Annotated in this window: 16 protein-coding genes; 4 read left to right on the top strand and 12 right to left on the bottom strand. The window is 70.5% G+C overall.

What is annotated here, in order from left to right:
• Window positions 1-52 precede the first annotated feature (52 nt).
• The 5 genes from ybeY to KRR26_RS26545 form a co-directional block, all read right to left on the bottom strand.
• The gene (gene ybeY, locus KRR26_RS26565; protein ID WP_199723976.1) at window positions 53-934 is read right to left on the bottom strand and encodes an rRNA maturation RNase YbeY; all 882 of its coding nucleotides are present in this window, start codon (window positions 932-934) and stop codon (window positions 53-55) included.
• Complete coding sequence (locus tag KRR26_RS26560) at window positions 931-3,435, bottom strand: HD family phosphohydrolase (protein WP_199723975.1); 2,505 nt, start codon at window positions 3,433-3,435, stop codon at window positions 931-933. The genes ybeY and KRR26_RS26560 overlap by 4 nt, the downstream gene beginning before the upstream one ends.
• Before the next feature lie 193 nt (window positions 3,436-3,628).
• On the bottom strand, window positions 3,629-4,711 hold the full coding sequence (locus KRR26_RS26555; protein WP_120210821.1) for a PhoH family protein: 1,083 nt from the start codon (window positions 4,709-4,711) through the stop codon (window positions 3,629-3,631).
• Between the two features lie 82 nt (window positions 4,712-4,793).
• A complete protein-coding gene (locus KRR26_RS26550; protein ID WP_217081171.1) occupies window positions 4,794-5,909 on the bottom strand; it encodes a DUF4388 domain-containing protein in 1,116 nt (371 codons plus the stop codon).
• 6 nt (window positions 5,910-5,915) lie between these two features.
• Window positions 5,916-8,060, bottom strand: coding sequence for a hypothetical protein (locus tag KRR26_RS26545; protein WP_217081170.1), 2,145 nt, complete (start codon window positions 8,058-8,060; stop codon window positions 5,916-5,918).
• A gap of 131 nt (window positions 8,061-8,191) precedes the next feature.
• Here KRR26_RS26545 and mazG point away from each other — a divergent pair, with 131 nt between their 5' ends.
• Window positions 8,192-9,364, top strand: coding sequence for a nucleoside triphosphate pyrophosphohydrolase (gene mazG, locus KRR26_RS26540; RefSeq protein WP_120210818.1), 1,173 nt, complete (start codon window positions 8,192-8,194; stop codon window positions 9,362-9,364).
• Window positions 9,365-9,511: 147 nt separating this feature from the next.
• Window positions 9,512-9,775, top strand: a complete 264-nt coding sequence (rpsT, locus tag KRR26_RS26535; protein WP_120210817.1) for a 30S ribosomal protein S20 — start codon at window positions 9,512-9,514, stop codon at window positions 9,773-9,775.
• Between the two features lie 36 nt (window positions 9,776-9,811).
• Here the strand turns inward: rpsT and lptE are convergent, their stop codons facing one another.
• The 3 genes from lptE to leuS are packed head-to-tail and all read right to left on the bottom strand — an operon-like array spanning window position 9,812 to window position 13,431.
• Window positions 9,812-10,321 (bottom strand): LPS assembly lipoprotein LptE, encoded by a 510-nt coding sequence (gene lptE / locus KRR26_RS26530; RefSeq protein ID WP_120210816.1) that lies wholly within the window; start codon window positions 10,319-10,321, stop codon window positions 9,812-9,814.
• 32 nt (window positions 10,322-10,353) lie between these two features.
• Window positions 10,354-10,917, bottom strand: coding sequence for a hypothetical protein (locus KRR26_RS26525; RefSeq protein WP_217081169.1), 564 nt, complete (start codon window positions 10,915-10,917; stop codon window positions 10,354-10,356).
• A gap of 12 nt (window positions 10,918-10,929) precedes the next feature.
• Window positions 10,930-13,431: a leucine--tRNA ligase gene (leuS, locus tag KRR26_RS26520; RefSeq protein ID WP_217081168.1), complete on the bottom strand. Its 2,502-nt coding sequence runs from the start codon at window positions 13,429-13,431 to the stop codon at window positions 10,930-10,932.
• Window positions 13,432-13,759: 328 nt separating this feature from the next.
• Here leuS and asnS point away from each other — a divergent pair, with 328 nt between their 5' ends.
• On the top strand, window positions 13,760-15,160 hold the full coding sequence (gene asnS / locus KRR26_RS26515; protein WP_120210813.1) for an asparagine--tRNA ligase: 1,401 nt from the start codon (window positions 13,760-13,762) through the stop codon (window positions 15,158-15,160).
• Between the two features lie 423 nt (window positions 15,161-15,583).
• Window positions 15,584-15,781, top strand: a complete 198-nt coding sequence (locus KRR26_RS26510) for a hypothetical protein (RefSeq protein WP_120210811.1) — start codon at window positions 15,584-15,586, stop codon at window positions 15,779-15,781.
• A 9-nt stretch (window positions 15,782-15,790) separates the two neighbouring features.
• Here KRR26_RS26510 and KRR26_RS26505 read toward each other — a convergent pair whose 3' ends face one another.
• The 4 genes from KRR26_RS26505 to KRR26_RS26490 all read right to left on the bottom strand — a co-directional run bounded on the left by KRR26_RS26505 (window position 15,791) and on the right by KRR26_RS26490 (window position 19,722).
• Window positions 15,791-16,723: an NAD(P)-dependent oxidoreductase gene (locus KRR26_RS26505; protein WP_328707219.1), complete on the bottom strand. Its 933-nt coding sequence runs from the start codon at window positions 16,721-16,723 to the stop codon at window positions 15,791-15,793.
• Window positions 16,724-16,823: 100 nt separating this feature from the next.
• Window positions 16,824-18,548, bottom strand: a complete 1,725-nt coding sequence (locus KRR26_RS26500) for a putative ABC exporter domain-containing protein (protein WP_217081166.1) — start codon at window positions 18,546-18,548, stop codon at window positions 16,824-16,826.
• A complete protein-coding gene (locus KRR26_RS26495; RefSeq protein ID WP_120210808.1) occupies window positions 18,545-19,315 on the bottom strand; it encodes an ABC transporter ATP-binding protein in 771 nt (256 codons plus the stop codon). Before KRR26_RS26495 ends, KRR26_RS26500 begins: the two co-directional genes overlap by 4 nt.
• Window positions 19,316-19,338: 23 nt before the next feature.
• A complete protein-coding gene (locus KRR26_RS26490; protein ID WP_217081165.1) occupies window positions 19,339-19,722 on the bottom strand; it encodes a response regulator in 384 nt (127 codons plus the stop codon).
• Between the last annotated feature and the right edge of the window lie 9 nt (window positions 19,723-19,731).

Below are 19,731 nucleotides of genomic sequence, written 5' to 3'. Positions count from 1 at the left end.
CGCCGGCTCAACCGTCAGGACGCCCCTTTGTCGGGCGGACGGGTGCCCCCCGTCACATCAGGCTGCGGGCCCGGCGCGCGCGGGAGTCGAGTTGCAGCGAGTCCGCGACCATGCCCCGCTCGCCCAAGAGCTGCTCCTCCAGCGCCGCCATCCGCTTGGCGTCCCGAGGCTTCTCGTGGTCATGCCCCAAAAGGTGCAGCAGCCCGTGCGCCAGGTAGCGGGACATCTCCGACTCCAGCGTCCGCTCGTACTCCTTGGCCTGACGCTTCGCCGTATCCAGGGAGATGACCACGTCGCCGAGCGGGCGGGGCCCAGGCGTGCCCTTGGGCAGCTCCCCGGCCGGGAAGCTCAGCACGTCAGTGGCCTTGTCCTTCTGGCGCCACGTGCGGTTGAGCCGGCGGATGGCCCGGTCCCCGACGAGCGACAGGGACAGCTCGCAGCCCGTAAGCCCCAGGCGCTTGAGGTAGTCCCGAGCCCGCGTGGTGAGCAGGCGCTCGTACTCCTCGCCCTGGCTGTGCGCCACCTGGACCGTCACGGTGTTGTCCGTGGGCTTGGCCTCGGGCTCCTCCATGTGGGCCAGCTCCGGACGGAACGCCGGCGCGCAGATGGACCAGTAGTCGCACGCGCCCTGGCCATCGTTGCGGTACACCACCCTCCGGCCTTTCGGCACGAGCCCGACTTCCCCCGGCTGGATGCGCTCGCGCTTGCCGTCCACGACGAGGGTCAGCTCGCCCGTGAGGACCAGCACCATCTCGTCGAACTCGGGGCATTGCGCGGGCTCGACCCAGCCCGGTGGCGCGAGCATGCGCGCCACGGACGCCGAGGCGGTCCCCGTGCTGGCGGCGCCCACGAACTCCTCGATGCGCTTGCCGTCATCGCGGGGAATCACCCGCCCCTTGCGCAGCCTCACACTGATGTTGCCCTTGCGACTCATGTTCCCCCCGCCGACCGGGCCTTGGCGTCCTTGGCCTCGGGCTTCGCAGCACCACCCTGGGCCACCATGAGCTGCGGCAGCCGGCCAACTCCCACCGCGCCCGCCGGATACACCGGCCGCGCATGGTAGATGCCTTCGAGCGTGTGCAGGAAGGACTGGGCGATGAGGTTGAGGTCCTTCAAGGTCAGGTCGCACTCGTCGAGCTGACCCTCTGAGAAAATGACGTTGATGATCTTCTGCACCTGGGCCTGCAGCTTGGCCGTGGTCGGGTCCGGCAGCGAGCGCGTCGAGGCCTCCACCGCATCGGCGATCATCACCAGGGCCGCCTCGCGGAACTGCGGCTTGGGCCCGGGATAGCGGTAGATGCTCTCGTCGATGGGGGGCGCGCCCTCCTTGCCCTCCTGCTCCTTCATCGCCTTGTGGAAGAAGTAGCCCACCGTCCGAGTGCCGTGGTGCTGCGGAATGGCGTCCGCCACCAGCTTGGGCAAGCGGTACTGGCGGGCCATCTCCAGTCCTTCCGTCACGTGGCGCTTGATGATGACCGCGCTCATCGCGGGCGCGAGCGTGTCGTGCCGGTTCTCGCCCTTCTGGTTCTCACCAAAGTAGAGCGGGTTCCGACCCTTTCCGATGTCGTGGTAGTACGCGCACGAGCGGGCCAGGAGCGGGTTGGCGCCAATCGTCTCGGCCGCGTTCTCCACCAACGTCCCGATGATGATGGAGTGGTGATAGGTGCCGGGCGCCTGGACGATGAGCTCCTTGAGCGCCGGGTGGTTGAGGTTCGCCAGCTCCAGCAGCTTGATGTCCGACGCGTAGCCGAACGTGGCCTCGATGAGCGGCGTCAGCGCCATCACCATCACGGGCACCGCGAGCGACGTGCCCACGAACGCGCACAGCGCGGTGACGAGCGTGTCCACCGCCAGCCCCTTGCCCTCCACCAGGAAGAGGACGAGGACCGCGACCAGGTTCGCACCGCCGGTGACGAGGCCCGCTCGGAAGATGCCCACGCGGTCCTTGGCCTTCACGATGCGGTCGGCGGCCACCAGCGAGCCCACCAGCGTATAGATGCCGAACGACAGCGAGTTGCCCAGGAGCACGCCCGACAGCGAGGCGAAGACGATGGCGAAGAAGAGCGCCAGCTCCTGCGTGAGGATGAAGCGCACCAGCATGGCGCCCGCGGCGACCGGGAACGCGTAATAGAAGGCTTCGATGGGCAGCGCGGTGTAGCGGTCCTGCACCGCGTCCGCGATGGACACCCAGACCTGCAGGAGCCCCAGCAGCCCCACCAGCAAGAGCCCCAGCAATACGCTGTCCTTGCGCGTGGGCCGGAAGCGCCGGAAGGCCGCCTGGCAGAAGGCGTGCGTGGCCACGATGAGCAGCGCGACGAGCCCCGTGCCGCCCACCTGGAGCTGGAGCAGGTCCAACCGGTCCGTCTGCGCGCGCATGCCGCGGAGCATGACGAGGTGGGTCTCGTTGACGAGTTCGCCATCACCGATGACGCGCTGGCCCTTCTTGATGGAGATGACCGCGTCCTTCACGGCCTCCACCGCGAGCCTCCGCCGAAGGTCCGACTCCGCGATGTTGATGGTGAGGTTGGGCCGCACCAACCGCTTGGACAACCGGAGCACCGCGCGGCGCTGAGCGCCCGGGGCATCGGCCAGGACATTGCCCGGCACGGAGGCGAAGCGGTCCAGCTCCTGGTGCGCCTCGCGAACATCCGAGACCTGGGGCGCGGCGCCCGACAGCGTCTCCTCGTTCTTGTGGCGCAAGTCCCTCACGGTGAGGCCCTGCGGGGCCTCGCGCGCCAGCTCCTCCCGGGAGCCGGCCACGTGCACCGGACCGCGCTCGGAGCGGTACGCGCGGTCCACCAGCAGGAGCGTGGCGGCCTCGGACTCCTCGGAGAAGCCGGCGGCGAGCAGCGCTTGAAAGTCCTCGGACTCCAGGCCCGCGTCGCGCTGGCCGAAGAGCAGCTCCTGGAATTGGCCGAGCATGTCCTCGCGCTCACGGCGCTGGCGCTCCAAGGCCTCGGGCGTGGGGGCCGGCGCGCGTCGAGGGCGGCGACCTTCCTCGGCGCCATGCTCCTCCGCCTGCGTCTGCCGCTGCTCCTCCAACCGCTCGCGCATGGTGGCGAACGCGGTCCGCACCGAGGTGCGCACATTGCCGACCACGGCGGGGTTGAGGTCGTACACGGGCCGCACGGCGCCCCGGGCCTCCACGCGGCGCTTCTCCGTCATCGCCTGGTGGACGATGTCGTAGTCACGCGCGGCCTTGAACCCAGCGGGCGAGCTGGCGCGGAACGGCTTCCCGACGTGCTCCTCGGTGAGCGCGGGAATCTGCTGGCTGTAGAGGCCCGGCGAGATGACGAAGCCCGCCCCCACCGCCACCGCGAACAGCAGGACGAACTGGATGGCGCGGCGCCCCCACTCCCCCCCTCCCCATCCCAGACGCATGGCGAGCGCGTCCAATGGGCTGGGCCCGGGGGGTGATGACTCTGGTTCGGCCATGGGGCTCCTCACCCTAGGAAAGGCGTGGCACCTCCATCAAGGACGCACGCCCGCGAAATATTCGTGAGGGTGGGTCATCCAACGTCCGCCTGCCAGCCCCAGGGCAAGACACTTGGGTGGGCAGATGAAGCCAGACGTAGGAGGGAGCAACACCCTTCCCGCGCATGCGAGGCGCGGGAAGGGGCACGTTACCTCAGGCAGCCGAGTCCGGGGGCGCGACGGGTGCCGGGGGCGCGCTTTCAGCGGTCGCGAGCGCCGCGGCGGCGGCTTCCTTCTGGGCGACCTCCGCCTTCTCGTAGGCGCGGATGACTTCCTGGACGAGCGGGTGCCGCACGACGTCCAGGTCCGAGAACTCGGCGAAGTGGATGCCCTCGATGCCACGCAGCACGGAGCGCGCGTGGTTCAACCCGGACATCTTCCCGGTGGGCAGGTCCACCTGGGTGACGTCGCCGGTGATGACCGCCTTGCTGTTGTAGCCCAGGCGGGTGAGGAACATCTTCATCTGCTCGACGGTGGTGTTCTGCGCCTCGTCGAGGATGACGAACGCGTCGTTGAGGGTGCGACCGCGCATGAACGCCAGCGGAGCCACCTCCACCACGCCCTGCTCCACCAGGTGCGCGGCGCGATCCACCGCCATCATGTCGTGGAGCGCGTCGTAGAGCGGGCGCAGGTAGGGGTTCACCTTCTCGGCGAGGTCGCCCGGCAGGAAGCCGAGCTTCTCACCCGCCTCCACGGCGGGACGCGCGAGGACGATGCGCTTCACCTTGCGCTCCTGGAGGAACGCCACCGCCATCGCCATCGCCAGGTACGTCTTGCCCGTGCCCGCGGGCCCGATACCGAACACGATGTCGTGGGAGCGGATGGCGTCCACGTAGCGCTTCTGCGCGATGCTCTTGGGGGAGATCTGCCGGTTGCCGGAGCTCTTGAGGACCGAGCCCAGCATCACGTCCTGGAGGTTCTCGGCGCCGCGGCCGAGCACCTTGATGCCCTGCTCGACGTCCTCGCGGTACACGGGGCGACCGGCGCGGATCATCCCCTCCAGGTTCTCCAGCAGGCGCACCGCGAAGGCCACCGCGTCCGCGGGGCCGGACAGGAGCAGCTCCGTGCCGCGCTGTCCCACCCGGACACCGAGGCGCCGCTCCATCAACTTCAGGTTCTCGTTCTGGTTGCCGCACAGCGCCAGGGCCGTCTCGTTGTCACGGACGTCGACCTTGGCGGAGGTGGGAGAAGAGGCAGGACGGGCGGCGGGCACTTCCAACGTGGCGGGGTTTCGCAATGCGCGTGGTTCCTCGGTCAGTTGTCGCTGTCCTCAACGTAACGCCGGCCCTCGGGCTTCGAAAGACGACGTGAGGCACAGGCTAGCGCAAGGGCGGCAGAAGCACGAACCGCCGAGCGGGCAGCCGTCGGTAGTAATACTCTTCCCGCCACGGGTAGCGCAGTTCCTCCTGGGTCAACAATCCAGCGTCCACCAAAGCATCCAGGTGCTCTGGCAATTCGCCGTGCTCCAGTTGGAACACCTCAAGCGCAGCGGCGATCCTCACGCGCTGCGATTGAGAAATCTGACGCTGCGCCGCCGGATCCGCGAAGCCCGAGGCCGCCGCATCCGCTGCCCCCGGCCACTCCACGCGCGCGCCCACCACGGCCACGCCCGAGAGCACCGCCATGGTGGCCACCACCCGAGCCACTGCGCCCGCGACCCGAGCAACCAGCCGCTCTTCCCCTGGCACGGGCACCCGCCCCTCGGGGTAGATGGGCCGCACATACTCGCCGTTGACCAGGTTGTAGAGCGCCTTGCAGGTCTCGAACTCCCCCACGCAGCACAGGTCCACCAGCTTGCGCAGGTCACGCCCCGAGGCGATCTCCTCGTAGACGCGCCGCTCGGCGGGCCCGATGACACCCAGTTCGCCGCCCTCTTCGCCCGGACGCGCTTGGGGCAGGGCCTTGAGCCGCTCGAACGTCATGTCGTCGCGGTTGATCTTCCGCCGGATGACGGGCCACTCGTCCACCATCCGGAAGCCCTCCATCAGCACCGTCTCCGCGCGCAGCGGGCTGATGGCATCCGCGTCCGGCTCCACGGGCTCCTGGATGAACTCGTAGGTGCCCGTCTTCCACGTGAAGAGGCGGTAGAGCGTCTCCGTGGCCTGCAACTGCATCATCTGCTGGAAGCGCTCGGCGGTGAGCGCGTGGCTCGCGACGAGCACGTCTCCCAGCCGCTTGAGCGTCCGCCGCTGGGCTTCCAGCGCCGCCTCCAGCTGCGTCTCGGTGATGAGCTCGGCGCGCACCAGCATGGCGCCGATGAGGTCCTTCTTCTTCCGGGTGATGCTCTCGGCCTTGATGATGTGGCCGTCCCGGAAGCCGACGCGCACCTCCTGGTCCTTGATGCGGAACTCCAGCGTCCCGGTCTTCTGCTGCTGACCGATGAGCTGGAGGATGTCACCGATGCCGAAGTCCTTGAGCGTGCCTTTCAGGGACATGGTCGTTCAGGCCTCGCCCCGCTGGAGCCGCGACAGCCCCCGCAGCGACAACAGGTAGATGAGGAGCAGGAGCAGCACCGCGGGCCCGAGCTTCAGGTACAGGGGCGCGTCGCCGTAAGGCACCCGCACGAGCCCCTGGCGAAGCACCAGCACCGCGACGGCGAAGAGGAACGCGAAGGCGTACAGGGCGCCGCGCACCGGCCGGCCCGTGAAGACGTGGCCCGCCCCGGACACCAGCGCGCCCAGCACGTAGGCCGCTCGCGAGCCCCACGTGCGATGGCGCTCCACCTGGTCCTCCTTGCGCGCCCGCAGCTCCTTGGGAACCAGCCCCCGCCGAGAGAAGACGTTCACGCACTGGCCACACTGCTTGCTGCCCTGCCCCAGCTCCCGGTCGCAGCGCGTGCACACTGGCCGGCCACACCGCTCGCAGACGCGCGCGGCCTTGAGCGGCCCGGCCGCCGCGCCGAACGCCACCGCGAGCAACGCGCAGACCGCGGGCAGCGCCCAGGCCACAGGCCCCGGCGCCACCCCGCTCGCGAGCCAGCGGCCCACCTGGGCCTCCACGCGGTCCGCGTCGCGCGAGCCATCCGCCAGACCGAGCCACTCGGAGTCCGGCATGGCGGGCGCCAGCATCAGCAGGTTCACCAGCGGCCGCTCATCCGGCGGTGGCTCCCGGCGCAAGAGCGAGCCATCCAGCGCCTGCGCGGCCGCGCTCTCGGTGGCGGCCCGGTCCAGTTCGGCGCCCACCTGCTCATCCGGGAGCGCCCGCGCGCGCCGGCGGTGGATCTGCGCGAGGTTGTAGTGGGGCGCCGCGAGCGTCGCGTCCGCGCCCGCCGCCTGGGTATAGAGCTGCACCGCGCCTTCCGTGTCGCCCAGCCCCATCAGCGTGTTGCCGAAGCGGATCAGCATGCGCGCATCCCCGCCCCGCAGCGCCGAGGCCGCCTTGAAGTGGGTGCGCGCATCCTCCAGGAGCCCGCGCCGCGACTCGTACCAGGCCAGGGACTCGGCCTCCGCGAAGGTGGCCTTGCGCTGGCCGAGCCGCTCGCGCACCCGCTCCGCGGCGTCCTGCGCGGACACCCCGCCCCGCTCCAGGACATAGACGTCCTCGGCCACCGTGCCCGCGAAGGCCGTGACGCGCACGAGCCCGCCGGCCGCGAGCGGCAGCACGCCCAGGCCCGCCAAGAGCACCGCGGCCACCGCCCGCTCGGCGACCGAGAGGTACAGCGACACCACGGCGAAGCCGATGAGGAGCACGGGCAAGACGCCCCAGCCCAGCACCAGCGGCAGGCTCAGCAGGAGCACGCCCAGGACGGTGGACTGCCAGCGGGACACGACTCTGGGCAGGAGGTGATGGAAGTCGTGCAGCGCGTAGCGCAGCCGCCTCAGGATGAGCACGGCCACCACCACCATCGCCGTCGCGGCCCAGGCCATGAGCCCCAGGGCGCCCAGGTCCGCCAGCGCGGGCCTTCGGTAGCGCGCGTCCAGGGCGAGGGCCACCCAGGCCTCGCGCAGCTCCCCGCCCCAGCGCCCGGCGGACAACGGATCCGCGGCCACGTAGGTCTCGGCGCGCGCGAACCGCACCGAGGGAAGCCGGGGTGAAAGCTCCACCGCGAGGTCCAGCAAGCGCAGCGCGCCGGTCACGTCCCCCGCGCGCCGCCGCACGGCCGCCTCGCGCGCGAGCCCCACGCTCAACGGCTCCAGGCCCAGCGCGAGCACCTCGTCCTTCAGCTGGGCCAACTCCTTCAGCGCCGCCTCGGCCGTGGCGTTGTCGTTGCGGCTGCGCGCCTGGCGCCAGCGGTCCCACACCGCCAGGAGGTCCGCGTCCGTCACCTTGGGCGCCAGCACCGGGGTCAGCGCGGGGCGCGGCGGGGGTGGAGGGGCCGCGGGGGCGGGCGCGACGACGGGGGCCACGGGCGGAGGCGCCACGACCTCGGCGGCCTTGCCCTTGCCAGGGCGCGAGCGAGCGGGCGGCTCCTCGGCCTCTCGCTCGGAGTCGTCCTGCTCCTGGGAGTCATCGGGTGGAGAGGCATCCTCCGCGTCCGGATCCACCTCCTGAAGGCGCGTGGGCGCCTGGAGCTGCGCGGACGCCCCCAGGGGGACGAGGAGCACGAGGGCGCTGCAGAGGGCCAGCAGGGAGAACAGGCGGATCATCCGGGGCGCCGATGATAGGCCACGGCCGGGGCCCCTCAAAGGGGACGACCACTCCGGGGGGCCCGGATTTCCGAGCATGCGCCCACCACAGCGCGTGTTACAGGACGCGCGAAATGAGCGGAGGTGAACGCATGGCGGCGCCCGGGACCGAGCTGGAACGACTGGTGGGAATCATGAGCCGGCTGCGTGCCGAGGGCGGCTGCCCCTGGGACCGCGAGCAGGACCTGCGCTCGCTCCGCCCGTACCTCATCGAGGAGGCCTTCGAGGTTCTCGACGAGATGGACCGGGTGGCGCTCGGCGGGCCGTGGCGTCCGCTCTGCGAGGAGCTGGGAGACCTGCTGTTCCAGATCGTCTTCCACGCGCAGCTCGCGGCGGAGCTGGGCGAGTTCACCATGGCCGATGTGTGTCAGGCCATCAGCGACAAGATCACCAGCCGCCATCCCCATGTGTTCGGCGCCGAGCAGGTGGACGGCGCCGAGCACGTGCTCGCCAACTGGGCGAAGCTGAAGGCCGAGGAGCGCAAGCGCAAGACGGGCCGCGCGGGCTCGGTGCTGGACGGAGTGCCCACCGCGGCCCCGGCGCTCCTGCGCGCCGAGCGCCTCACCGAGAAGGCCAGCCGCATCGGCTTCGACTGGCCAGACCTTGCGGGGGTTCGCGGCAAGCTGGACGAGGAGCTGCGCGAGTTGGACGAGGCCATCGCCTCCGGCGACCGGGACGCCATCGAGCACGAGCTGGGCGACGTCCTCTTCTCCCTGGCCAACCTCGCCCGCTTCGTGAAGGCCCCCGCCGAGGACGCGCTGCGCATGGCCAGCCGCCGCTTCACCGCGCGCGTCCAGTACATCGAGGCCCGTCTGCACGAGGAGGGCGTGCCCTTTGGCGAGGCGACCCTGGCGCAGATGGAGCGCCACTGGCAGGGCGCCAAGGCCGCCGGGAAGGCCCTCCCACCTCCCGTGAAGTCCACGCCGACTCCGTCCACCACCCTGAACCTCCCCGTGGCGAACCTGAGCGCCCAGCGGGCCTTCTGGGACGCCGTGGCCCCTCGCCTGGGTTGGACCGTGGAGGCCCCCTCGCCGGAGTCCGCCACCTACACGGACGGCGCCCTGCGCTTCCGGTTCCACCCGGGCGCCAGCCCGGCCCAGGGCACTGGGATGACCGTGGAGGCCCACTCCGCCCACGCCGTGGGCCGATTGGCGCGCCTGTTGGAGTCAGACCACCCGGGCAGCCTCCAGACCCAGGCGCCCGGCCGGCTGGCCTTCCGTGATCCTGCGGGGCTGGTGTGGGAATACATCGCCCCTGCACCGTGATTCCTCGCCGCGATCGCCGTCAGATCCTGCTCGCGGGCGTCCGGGAGCCGGAAATCCGGGCCCGGAGCGCACGCGCGCCTTGACGCCACGGGGGCGTCGCAGTAAGGACGGCCCCTCTTTTTCCTTGCCTTCCGCTGGAGCATTGCCTTGGCCAACACCAAGTCCGCAGAGAAGCGTCACCGCCAGTCCCTGAAGCGCCGCGCCCGGAACGTCACGGTGCGCACCAACGTGAAGGAGGCCGTCAAGGCCGCCCGCGAGGCGATCGCCACGAAGGATCCGGCGAAGAAGACGGACTCGCTGAAGGCCGCGTCCAAGAGCCTGAACAAGGCCGCGTCCAAGGGCGTGCTCCACAAGCGCACCGCCGCGCGCCGTATCTCCCGGCTGGCCAAGGCCGCCGCGAAGCAGGCCTGAGCGCGACTCACGTCGTGGAGGGCCGAATCCCGGCCCTCACCAGGCGCTGGCCAACCGAGCGTATCCGTCCCGCATGAGCACCTCCGCCAGTCGCGCGAGCGCTGCCTGCCGGTTGGCCTCCGCCTCCAGGATGTCCCCCGTCCCCTGAAGGTAGTCCTCCGTCCCGGAGACCACCGTCTCGCCGAGCACCCGCTCGTCCTTCATGAGTCGCAGTCGGACCATGGACGTGACGCGGTAGTTATTCGCGATGATGGTGGGGGACGTTCCCACGTTCATCACCGTCCCTTCGATGCGCCCATCACACGCGGCGCCTGTCCCGAGCCGGCCGGCCTGCGTGAGCTGCTGGCGCAGGAAGCGCGTGAAGAGCGTCTCCAGCGCGGGCTCGGCCGTCTCGTTGCCCATCACCGGGGCGCAGACGGAGTGGAGGCCCTCGGGCAGGTTCGCGCCCCAGGGCGTGAGGCGATAACCACACCCGACGAACAGCGACGACACGAGGACCAGCGCCGCGCCCGCGCGAGGCCGGCGGACGCACCAGAAGGGACGCATGGCGGAGCACCCTACCCGCCCTCGCCTCTCCGTCAAGCGCGTGGGCGCTCGGGCTCCTCCTGAGCCGTGGGGACCACCGTCACGCCCCGCTCACGCGCCATCGCCGCCAGCGCGCCCCAGGCAGCCTCCAGGCGCGCCTGCCGCGCCGAGCCTCGCAGCGCCATGCCCAGCGGCCACCGAAGCCGGGCACCGCCCGTCACGTCGAGCGTCAGTGCCCGGTGGCGGTAGAGCCCGGCCAGCAGCACGCCCATGACGCCCGCGACGAGCCCCATGACCTTCATGTCTCGCGTGGGCGCCCAGAGTCCGAGCGCCGCGAACGCGAGCAACCCGAGTGCCTCCAGGTACGGCCGGCGCTCCCACTCCAGGCGCCGCACGCGCGCCCATGGCACCGTGGCGGGAGGCCCATCTGGCCGCCCCTGAAAGCTCAACTGCTCGGGGCCCGCGAACAGGCCCCGGCCCCGCCCCAGGTCCAACCGGACTTCCACGGTGGACCGAGGCGCCTCCGGCAGCGGCTCGCCACAGAAGACGCAGCGCGGCGGCCCCTCGGGCTGGGGCCTGCCGCACGCGCGGCACATGACGAGGACCTCGGCCGGCACCTGGCGCTCGCCTCAGCCGACGACGAAGTTCACCAGGCGCTTGGGGACGAAGACGAACTTGCGCAGCGTCTTGCCCGCCAACGCTGCCTGCACCTTCTCGTCCGCCTCGGCGATGGCGCGCACGTCCGCCTCGGCCGCGTCCGCCGCGACGTGGATCTCCGCGCGCAGCTTGCCGTTGACCTGCACCGCGTACGGAATCGTCTCGTCCACCACGAGCGCCGGATCGAACGCGGTCCAGCCGTCCTGCACCGTGAAGTGCTTGGCGCCGTAGGCCTCCGCCAGTTCGTCCGCGATGTGCGGAGCAATCGGCGTGAGCACCACCGCGAGGATGCGGATGGCCTCGGCCATGGCCGCCTTCTCCGCGGGCGTCTCCGGCGCGCCGAGCAGGTAGAGCGCGTTGACGCACTCCATCACCCCGGCGATGGCCGTGTTGAAGGACAGCCGCTCGATGGCCTCGCCCACGCGCTTGAGGCACTTGTGCGCCGCGCGGCGGATGTCGAGCGCCTTGCCCTCATACGGTCCGGAGTGCGTGGCTCCCGCCACGGCCGCGTGGTGCGTGGCCGCGAGCGTCCACACGCGCTTGAGGAAGCGGAACACGCCCTCCACCTGCTTGTCGGACCAGTCGAAGTCGCGCTCCGGCGGGCCGGCGAACAACACGTAGGCACGCGCCGTGTCCGCGCCGTACTTCTCCACGATGCTCGCGGGCGCCACCACGTTGCCCCACCGCTTGGACATCTTCCGGGCATCCGGCCCGTTGACGATGCCCTGGGTGATGAGCCGCGTGACGGGCTCGTCCACGGGCGACAGCCCGAGGAGCTTCATCACCCGGGTCCAGAACCGGAAGTAGAGCAGGTGCATCACGGCGTGCTCGGGGCCGCCCACGTACACGTCCACCGGCAACCAGCGCTGCGCCTCCTTCGGGTCGAAGGGAGCGCCCTCGAAGTGCGGCGAGAGGTAGCGCGCGAAGTACCAGCAGGAGTCGACGAAGGTGTCCATCGTCTCCGTCTCGCGGCGCGCGGGCCCCTGGCACTTGGGGCACGTCGCGTTGACGAACGACGGCACCTTGGCGAGCGGCGGCTCGCCCTTGCCCGTCAGCACCTCCTGCACGTCAATCTCGGGCAGGCGCACCGGGAGCTGCTCCACGGGCACGGGGATGCCCTTGCGCTCCGGGTCGCACTTCTCGCAGTAGACGATGGGGATGGGCGTGCCCCAGTAGCGCTGGCGGCTGAAGCCCCAGTCCTTCTGGCGGTACGTCACCGTGGTCCGCCCGCGACCTTCCTCCTCCAGCTTCGCGGCCATCTTCTGCCGCGCCACCGCGGACGCAAGGCCGGTGTACTCACCCGAGTCCACCAGCACGCCGTACTCCGTGAACGCCGCCTCGAGCGCGTCGCCCGCGGGGAGCTTGTCCCCCGCGGCCGGCTGGATGACGACCTTCACGGGCAGCTGGTACTTGCGCGCGAAGGCGAAGTCGCGAACATCATGCGCGGGCACGCTCATCACCGCGCCCGTGCCATAGTCGCTCACCACGAAGTTGGCGATCCAGATGGGCACCGGCTGGCCCGTGAACGGATTCACCGCGTACGCGCCGGTGAAGACGCCTTCCTTCTCCGCGTCCTCGCCCAGCCGCTCCGTCTTGGACTGCGCGCTCATCCGCTTCGCGAACGCCTCGACGTCCGCGCGCCGCTCCGGCGTGGTCACCTGCGCCACGAGCTTGTGGTCCGGCGCCAGCACCACGTAGGTGCAGCCGTAGATGGTGTCGATGCGGGTGGTGAAGACGCGCATCGAGGCGTCATGCCCCTGGACCTTGAACTCGGCCTCGGCGCCATCCGAGCGGCCAATCCAGTTGCGCTGCATGGCGGTGATGCGCTCGGGCCACTCCTTGAGCGTGTCGAGCGCGTCGAGCAGGTCCTGCGAGTAGCGGGTGATGCGGAACGCCCACTCGGGCATCTCCTTGTCCACCACGGGCGAGTCGCAGCGCTCGCAGACGCCTTCCTTCACCTGCTCGTTGGCGATGACCGTGAGGCAGCCCGTGCACCAGTTCACCTTGCTGAAGCGGCGATAGACGAGCCCGCGCTCCAGTATCTGGATGAAGAACCACTGGTTCCAGCGGTAGTACTCGGGCTTGCTGGTGTTGACCTCGCGCGTCCAGTCGTAGCTGTAGCCGAGGCTGCGCATCTCCTTCTTGAACGAGGCGATGTTCTCCTCGGTGCGCACGGCCGGGTGCACGCCGTCCTTGATGGCCGCGTTCTCCGCCGGCAGTCCGAAGGCGTCCCACCCCATGGGGTGCAGGACGTCAAAACCCTTCATCTGGAAGTAGCGCGCGAAGACATCCCCGATGAGGTAGTTGCGCACGTGCCCCATGTGCATCTTCCCGCTGGGGTACGGCAGCATCTCCAGGATGTACTTCTTCGGGGCGTTCGGGCGCGTGCCTGCCCGGAAGAGGCCCTCGCTCTCCCAACGGGTTTGCCACTTGCCTTCGATTGACTGCGGCTCGTAACTCTCGTTCATCGCCATGGCGTGTGAGTCTCTTATGAGAGGCCCGCCCCCCCGAGCAACAAGTCTCACCGCGCGGGAGTTGCCCGCCTATCAGGCAATGCGAGCCCCAAGACGGGCGGACGAGGCCATCGCACCCGGCTGACCGCTGAAAACACCCGGGTCCATCCCCTTCCCTCCCGGCAGGCCGCATGGGTCCGACCCCCGCGTCGCGGCCCCCTGGGTCGGGGCGGCGCCCGGCCGGCCGCGTGCCGGCGGGCGGGAAGCGCGGGAAGGGTGGTCTCCAGGCTTGCCCTCGGGCCCGGGCACGGCTAACTCGCTTTTCCGACTTCGCTCAAGGGAGAGCGTCATGCAGGTGGTCAGTGTGAAGAGGGCCCTGTCGGGCTCGGTTGAGGCGGGGACGAAGGTGGAGGTGCGCGGCTGGGTGCGCACGCGTCGTGACTCGAAGGCTGGCATCAGCTTCGTCAACGTCAGCGATGGGTCGTGCTTCGATCCCATCCAGGTGGTCGCGCCCAATTCGCTGCCCAACTACGCCGAGAAGATCCTTCACCTCACCGCGGGCAGCTCGGTCATCTGCCGCGGAACGCTGGTCGCGTCGCAGGGCAAGGGTCAGGCGTTCGAGATCCAGGCGGACGAGGTCCAGGTGCTGGGACTCGTGGATGACCCGGACACGTACCCCATCCAGCCCAAGCAGCACTCGCTCGAGTTCCTCCGCGAGGTGGCGCACCTGCGCGTGCGCACCAACACCTTTGGCGCCATCACCCGCGTGCGCAACAGCGCGGCGCAGGCGGTGCACCGGTTCTTCCACGAGGAGGGCTTCTGCTGGGTGAACACGCCCATCGTCACCGCCAGCGACGCCGAGGGCGCCGGGCAGATGTTCCGCGTGTCCACGCTGGATGCCATGAACCCGCCGCGCACGCCGGAGGGCAAGGTCGACTGGCACCAGGACTTCTTCGGCCGTGAGGCGTACCTCACCGTGTCCGGCCAGCTGAACGTCGAGGCGTACTGCCTCGCCATGTCCAAGGTCTACACGTTCGGGCCCACGTTCCGCGCCGAGAACTCGAACACCACGCGGCATCTGGCCGAGTTCTGGATGATCGAGCCGGAGATCGCCTTCGCGAATCTCCACGACGACGCGGATCTGGCCGAGCGCTTCCTCAAGTACGTCTTCAAGGCCGTGCTCAACGAGTGCGCGCCCGACATGAAGTTCTTCGAGGAGCGTCAGCAGAAGGGCGTCATCGAGCGGCTGGAGAAGTTCATCCAGTCCAGCTTCGAGCGCATCGACTACACGGACGCCATCGAGATCCTCAAGAAGGCGAAGAAGAAGTTCGAGTACGCGCCCGAGTGGGGCAAGGACCTGCAGACCGAGCACGAGCGCTACCTCGCCGAGGAGCACGTGGGCCGGCCCGTGGTGGTGATGAACTACCCCGAGCAGATCAAGGCCTTCTACATGCGCATCAACGAGGACGGGAAGACCGTCGCCGCGATGGACGTGCTCGCCCCCGGCATTGGCGAGATCATCGGCGGCAGCCAGCGCGAGGAGCGTCTGGACGTGCTCGACCAGCGCATGAAGCGCTTCGGCTTGGACCCCGCGCATTACCAGTGGTACCGCGACCTGCGCCGCTACGGCACGGTGCCGCACGCGGGCTTCGGACTCGGGTTCGAGCGCCTCATCGTCTACATGTGCGGCCTGCAGAACATCCGCGACGCCATTCCCTACCCGCGCGTTCCGGGCTGGGCGCAGTTCTGACGCACCCGTCGCCTCGCGACCTCCCTGGGTTGACGCCAGGGAGGCCGTGGCTATCGTGAGGCGGTGTTCCGGCGCATGCGTCAGATGATCCGCGGGCTGAGTCTGGCGCTGACGTGCGCCATGCTCGCCCTGGGCGCTGGCGCTTCCGCGCATCCGCTCCCCACTCGCGAAGATTCGATCGCGGTCGTCATCGGCCGGAGCGTGGCGGCACCGCGCCCGTCGGCCGTCCGGCGCGCGACCCACGCGGCGCCCCTTCGCGTTCGCGCGCGCCGTGTCCAGGCGTCACGCCCTCGCGCGCGCTGGACAGCGACGCGCGGCACGGCACCTCCGCGGCGCCTGTTCCTCCACCATCGCGCGCTCCTGCACTGAGTCGCTTCCGAGGCCCGTCCCCGGAAGTGTTTCTCTCGTGTCCTGGAGCACGTCATGTCCTGGTTCGCACGTGCGGGCCGCGCCTTCGGGCGTGGTCTCGCGACGGGCGCGCGCCTGCTCACGCGCGCCTGCAAGCTCGCCCTCATCCTCGTCCTCGTCGCCCTGCCCAATCCCCTGGTCGTGGTCCTCTCCGCGCTCCTCACCCGAGAGCGGCGCAACCTTCCGGCGGAGGTGCTCCGCAAGAAGCCCTAGGCCCCGCCATCACTTCGCGGGGGGCCCGAGCCCCGCTCGCTGCGCGGCGATGGCCCCCAACGCGGACCAATCCAACGCGCCCATCCCCTGCGCCAGCCCGCCGAGGAGGTTGTCTCGGACGAGGCTGGCCAGGGGCATGGGGACCTCCGCCGCGCGCGCCGCCTCCAGCACCAGCGACACGTCCTTCAACCCCAGGCGCAGCGCGAAGCCCGCGGGCGAGTACTGCTCCTTCGCGACCGCCGTCGCGTAGCCCTCGAACACAGGCGAGCGCGCGAAGACGGACTGGAACACGTCCAGGAAACGGGCCGGCTCCACGCCGGACTTGCGCACGAGCGCGAAGGACTCCGACAGGGCCTCCAGCATCGACGCGATGAGGAAGTTCCCGGACAGCTTCACGACATTGGCCGCCGACGGCTCCTCGCCCAGCTCCGTGAGGCCGCGCCCCATGGCCGAGAGCAACGGGCGCACGCGCTCCACCTGCGGTGCCGGCCCCGCCGCGAGGACCCAGAGCTGTTTGGATTCGGCCGCCGCGGGGCGGCCGAACACGGGCGCGGCCACATAGCCCTGGCCCGAGCCCGCGTGCACCTGGGCCAGCTTTCGCGAGAGCGCCACCGAGAGGGTGCTCGATGAGACGTGCACCGCGCCCCGCGCCAGCCCCGCGTGGACGCCCGCGAGCCCCAGCGTGGCGGTCTCCGCGGCCGCATCGTCCGCGACCATGCTGATGACGACCTCGGCCTCCCGCGCGGCCTCCGCGGGCGTGGCGGCCACCGTCGCGCCCGCCTGCTTCAGCGGTTCGGCCTTCGCTGGCGATCGGTTCCACACCACGAGGGAGTGTCCAGCGGCGAGCAGATTGCGCGCCATCGCCGAGCCCATGTTTCCCAACCCGATGAAGCCGACCTTCATGTGCCGCCTCCTCGCTCGAGCCCTGGCCGCATTCCTCACCGAAGCGACACGTCGCGCGAGCGCGCGGAGTGTAGTGAGGCCGCGAGCACCGCCCCGTCACGAGGTCGCAGCACTGTTCAACGGCCAGCGCATCGCGCGCCTACTCCGTCTGCTCTTCCGACAGGTCGAGCGACTGGAAGACGCGTCCGAGCCAGCGGATGCCCAACGCGACCTCGCCCGCCAGGACTCCCGCCGCCACGACGCCCGCGACGCTGAAGGCCCACGCACCGAAGCGATCGAACAGCGGGTAGCCCACCACCAGCGCCACGAAGGCCGCGGGGACCAGCCCCACCAACGTCACGACGAGCGTCCCCGCCAAGGTCAGCAAGCGCTGGCCTAGCGCCTCGATGCCGCGCGCGCGCTCCATCCCCACGGGCACCCACGCGGGAAGCAGCACCACCGCCGCGTTCTGCACGAACAGGCCCGCCAGCGACAGCGCGGGGAGGAACGCCATCAGTCCAAGCAGCGCGGGCACCCAGGCGCCCTCGAAGCCCAAGTCCTCCTCACGGCCCAGCAGCAGCGCTCCGGCCAACAAGGCCACCTGGAACGCGCCCAGCGTCAGCGCGGACGCCGCCAGCTCCGCGCCCACCACCTGCCAGCCCGCCAGTGGAAGCACGCGCAGCAACTCCAGCTTCGGCAGGTCCATGCGGAGATCCATCCGGAACGCGCTCGGGCCCACCACCGCCATCACCACCGCCATCGTGAGGCACACCGGGCTCACCACCCGCCGCGAGTCCTCCAGCACCGTCGGATCTCCCAGCAGCGCGGCCAGCGTCCCGCCCAGCACCACGGTGATGAGCAGCCAGATCAACCCACCGCCCATCCGCTGGCGGGCGATGAGGTTCTTCCAGATCAGCGCGACTTCCGGCCGGCCGCGCGCCCTCAGCGCGAAGGGCTGCCGCCCCACGCGAATGCCACCCATCGCGGCCCCACGCCCCGGAGCACGCACGGCCCGCGCTCGCTCACGGGCCTCGGCGCGGACGAGCGCGGACTCCTCGAAGGGCGTCTGCGCCCACCACACCCAGGCGTAGTGCACGACCAGCAGGAAGAGCACGGGCGGGAGCGCGGCGAGGAAGTCCTCCGTGCTCTTGGCCAGCGCGGGGCCCACCAGCAAGCGGCCTGGCCACAGCACCGCGCGCGGCCCCGGCGCGTCGAGGAAGGTCAGCAGCCACTGACGCCCCTGCCGCGCCGACGCGAAGCCCGCCGGCAGCGGATGCGCGCGCAGGGCCTCCAGGACCACCCACCCCACGCCAGCCAGCCCCAACGCCAACACCGCCCAGCGCGCGAACACGACCCAGCCGCCGCGCGCCGCCCACCGCGTGCGCATGAACGACGCCGCCGTGCCATGCAGGGACAGCGTGGTCAGCGACAGGCACGCGCCCAGGAAGAAGAGCCCGGGATGGGCGCTGACCAACCTTCCAACGAAGAGCGTGGCCGCCAGCGCGCCCGCGGCGGTGCCCAGCACGCTCCTCGCCAGCTTGTAATGCAGCAGCGCGCCGCGCGTGACGGGCGCTGGAAACAGCTGCTGCACCTCCGTCTCCGTGAACGTCAGCGAGGGGCGATCCGCGCCCAGGGCCCACGCGCTGAACAACGTCCCCCACACCGACACCACCAGCGACAGCTCCGCGAAGAGCCGCACGCCTGGAGACGCGCTCCCCGCGCTGTCGCGGAGGAGCAGCGTGCGCCCCACGAGGGAGTACAGATAGGCGAGCCCCACCAGCGCCCCCACGAGGTAGCGCGGACGCTTCAGCCGCTGGAGCTGGCGCAGGACGCGATTGCGCCCCGAGCGCACCCACACGAAGAGCACCGCACCATGCAGGCTCACGGTCCGCTCTGCTCCAGGCGCGCGGGGTCCGAATCCCCGCCCGTGATGCGCACGAACAAGTCCTCGAGCGAGGCGTTCGCGCCCCCGGGCCCGCTCAGTCGCTCGCGGATCTCCGCCAGCGTCCCCAGCGCCACCACCTGTCCCTTCGCGATGACGAGGATGCGGTGGCACAGCTCCTCCACCAGCGGGAGCAGATGCGACGACAACACCAGCGCCGCGCCCTGCTCCGCGCGGCGCCGCAACGAGGCCTTCATGCGGCGAATGCCCAGCGGATCCAACCCCGTGAGCGGCTCATCCAAGAGAATGAGCCGAGGCGCGTGCAGGAAGCCGCACGCGATGGACAGCTTCTGCTTCATGCCGCGGGACAGCTCGCCGGGCAGCGCTCGCTCGCGGCCTCCCAGCTCCATCTCCTCCAGCAGACCGCGCGCCCGAGCCTCCCAGTCCTCCACGCCATAGAGCCGCGCCGTGAAGTTCAGGTGCTCCCACACCGTGAGGTACTCGAAGAAGCGCGGTTCGTCCGGCAGGAAGGCCAGCTCTTGCTTCGCCTCCACCGGCATCATGGCGAGGTCATGGCCCGCCACGCGCACACGCCCTGTCGACGGGGGCAGGATGCCGGCGAGGCACCTCAGCGTGGAGGTCTTCCCCGCGCCATTGGGTCCCACCAGTCCCAGGACCTCGCCGGGCGCCACCCGGAACGTCAGCCCCTGCACCGCCCGCACCGCGCCATACGTCTTCGCCAGCCCTTGCACGTCCAGGACGGTTTCCATTCGCCAGCGCGGCTCCAGGGAAGTCATTCGAGGTTGAGCAGTTCCTTCACCGTATCCACCACCACCTTGGCCTGCACGGGTTTCACCAGGTACGCGCTGGCGCCCAACACCATCGCGCGCTGCCGGTCCGCGGCCGCCGCCTCGGTGGTGATGACGACGATGGGCACGGTGCGGTGGTCGGTCGCCTGCCGGATGTGGCTGATCAACTTCAGCCCGTCCATCAACGGCATGTTGATGTCCGTCAGCACCAGGTCGAAGCGCCCCTGCGTGGTGAGCTTCTTCAGGCCCTCGGCGCCATCCTGCGCCTCGATGCAGGTGACCCCACCGAGCCGCTGGAGTGCGTACATGATGCTGCGCCGCATGGCCTGAGAGTCATCCACCACCAGCGCGCGGATCTGCTGCGACATGCACGCAGC

The sequence above is a fragment of the Citreicoccus inhibens genome (genome assembly GCF_019039035.1).
Lineage (GTDB): Bacteria > Myxococcota > Myxococcia > Myxococcales > Myxococcaceae > Citreicoccus > Citreicoccus inhibens.
The sequence above is the reverse complement of the archived record's forward strand: the minus strand, read 5'-3'. Positions and strand labels throughout refer to the sequence as shown.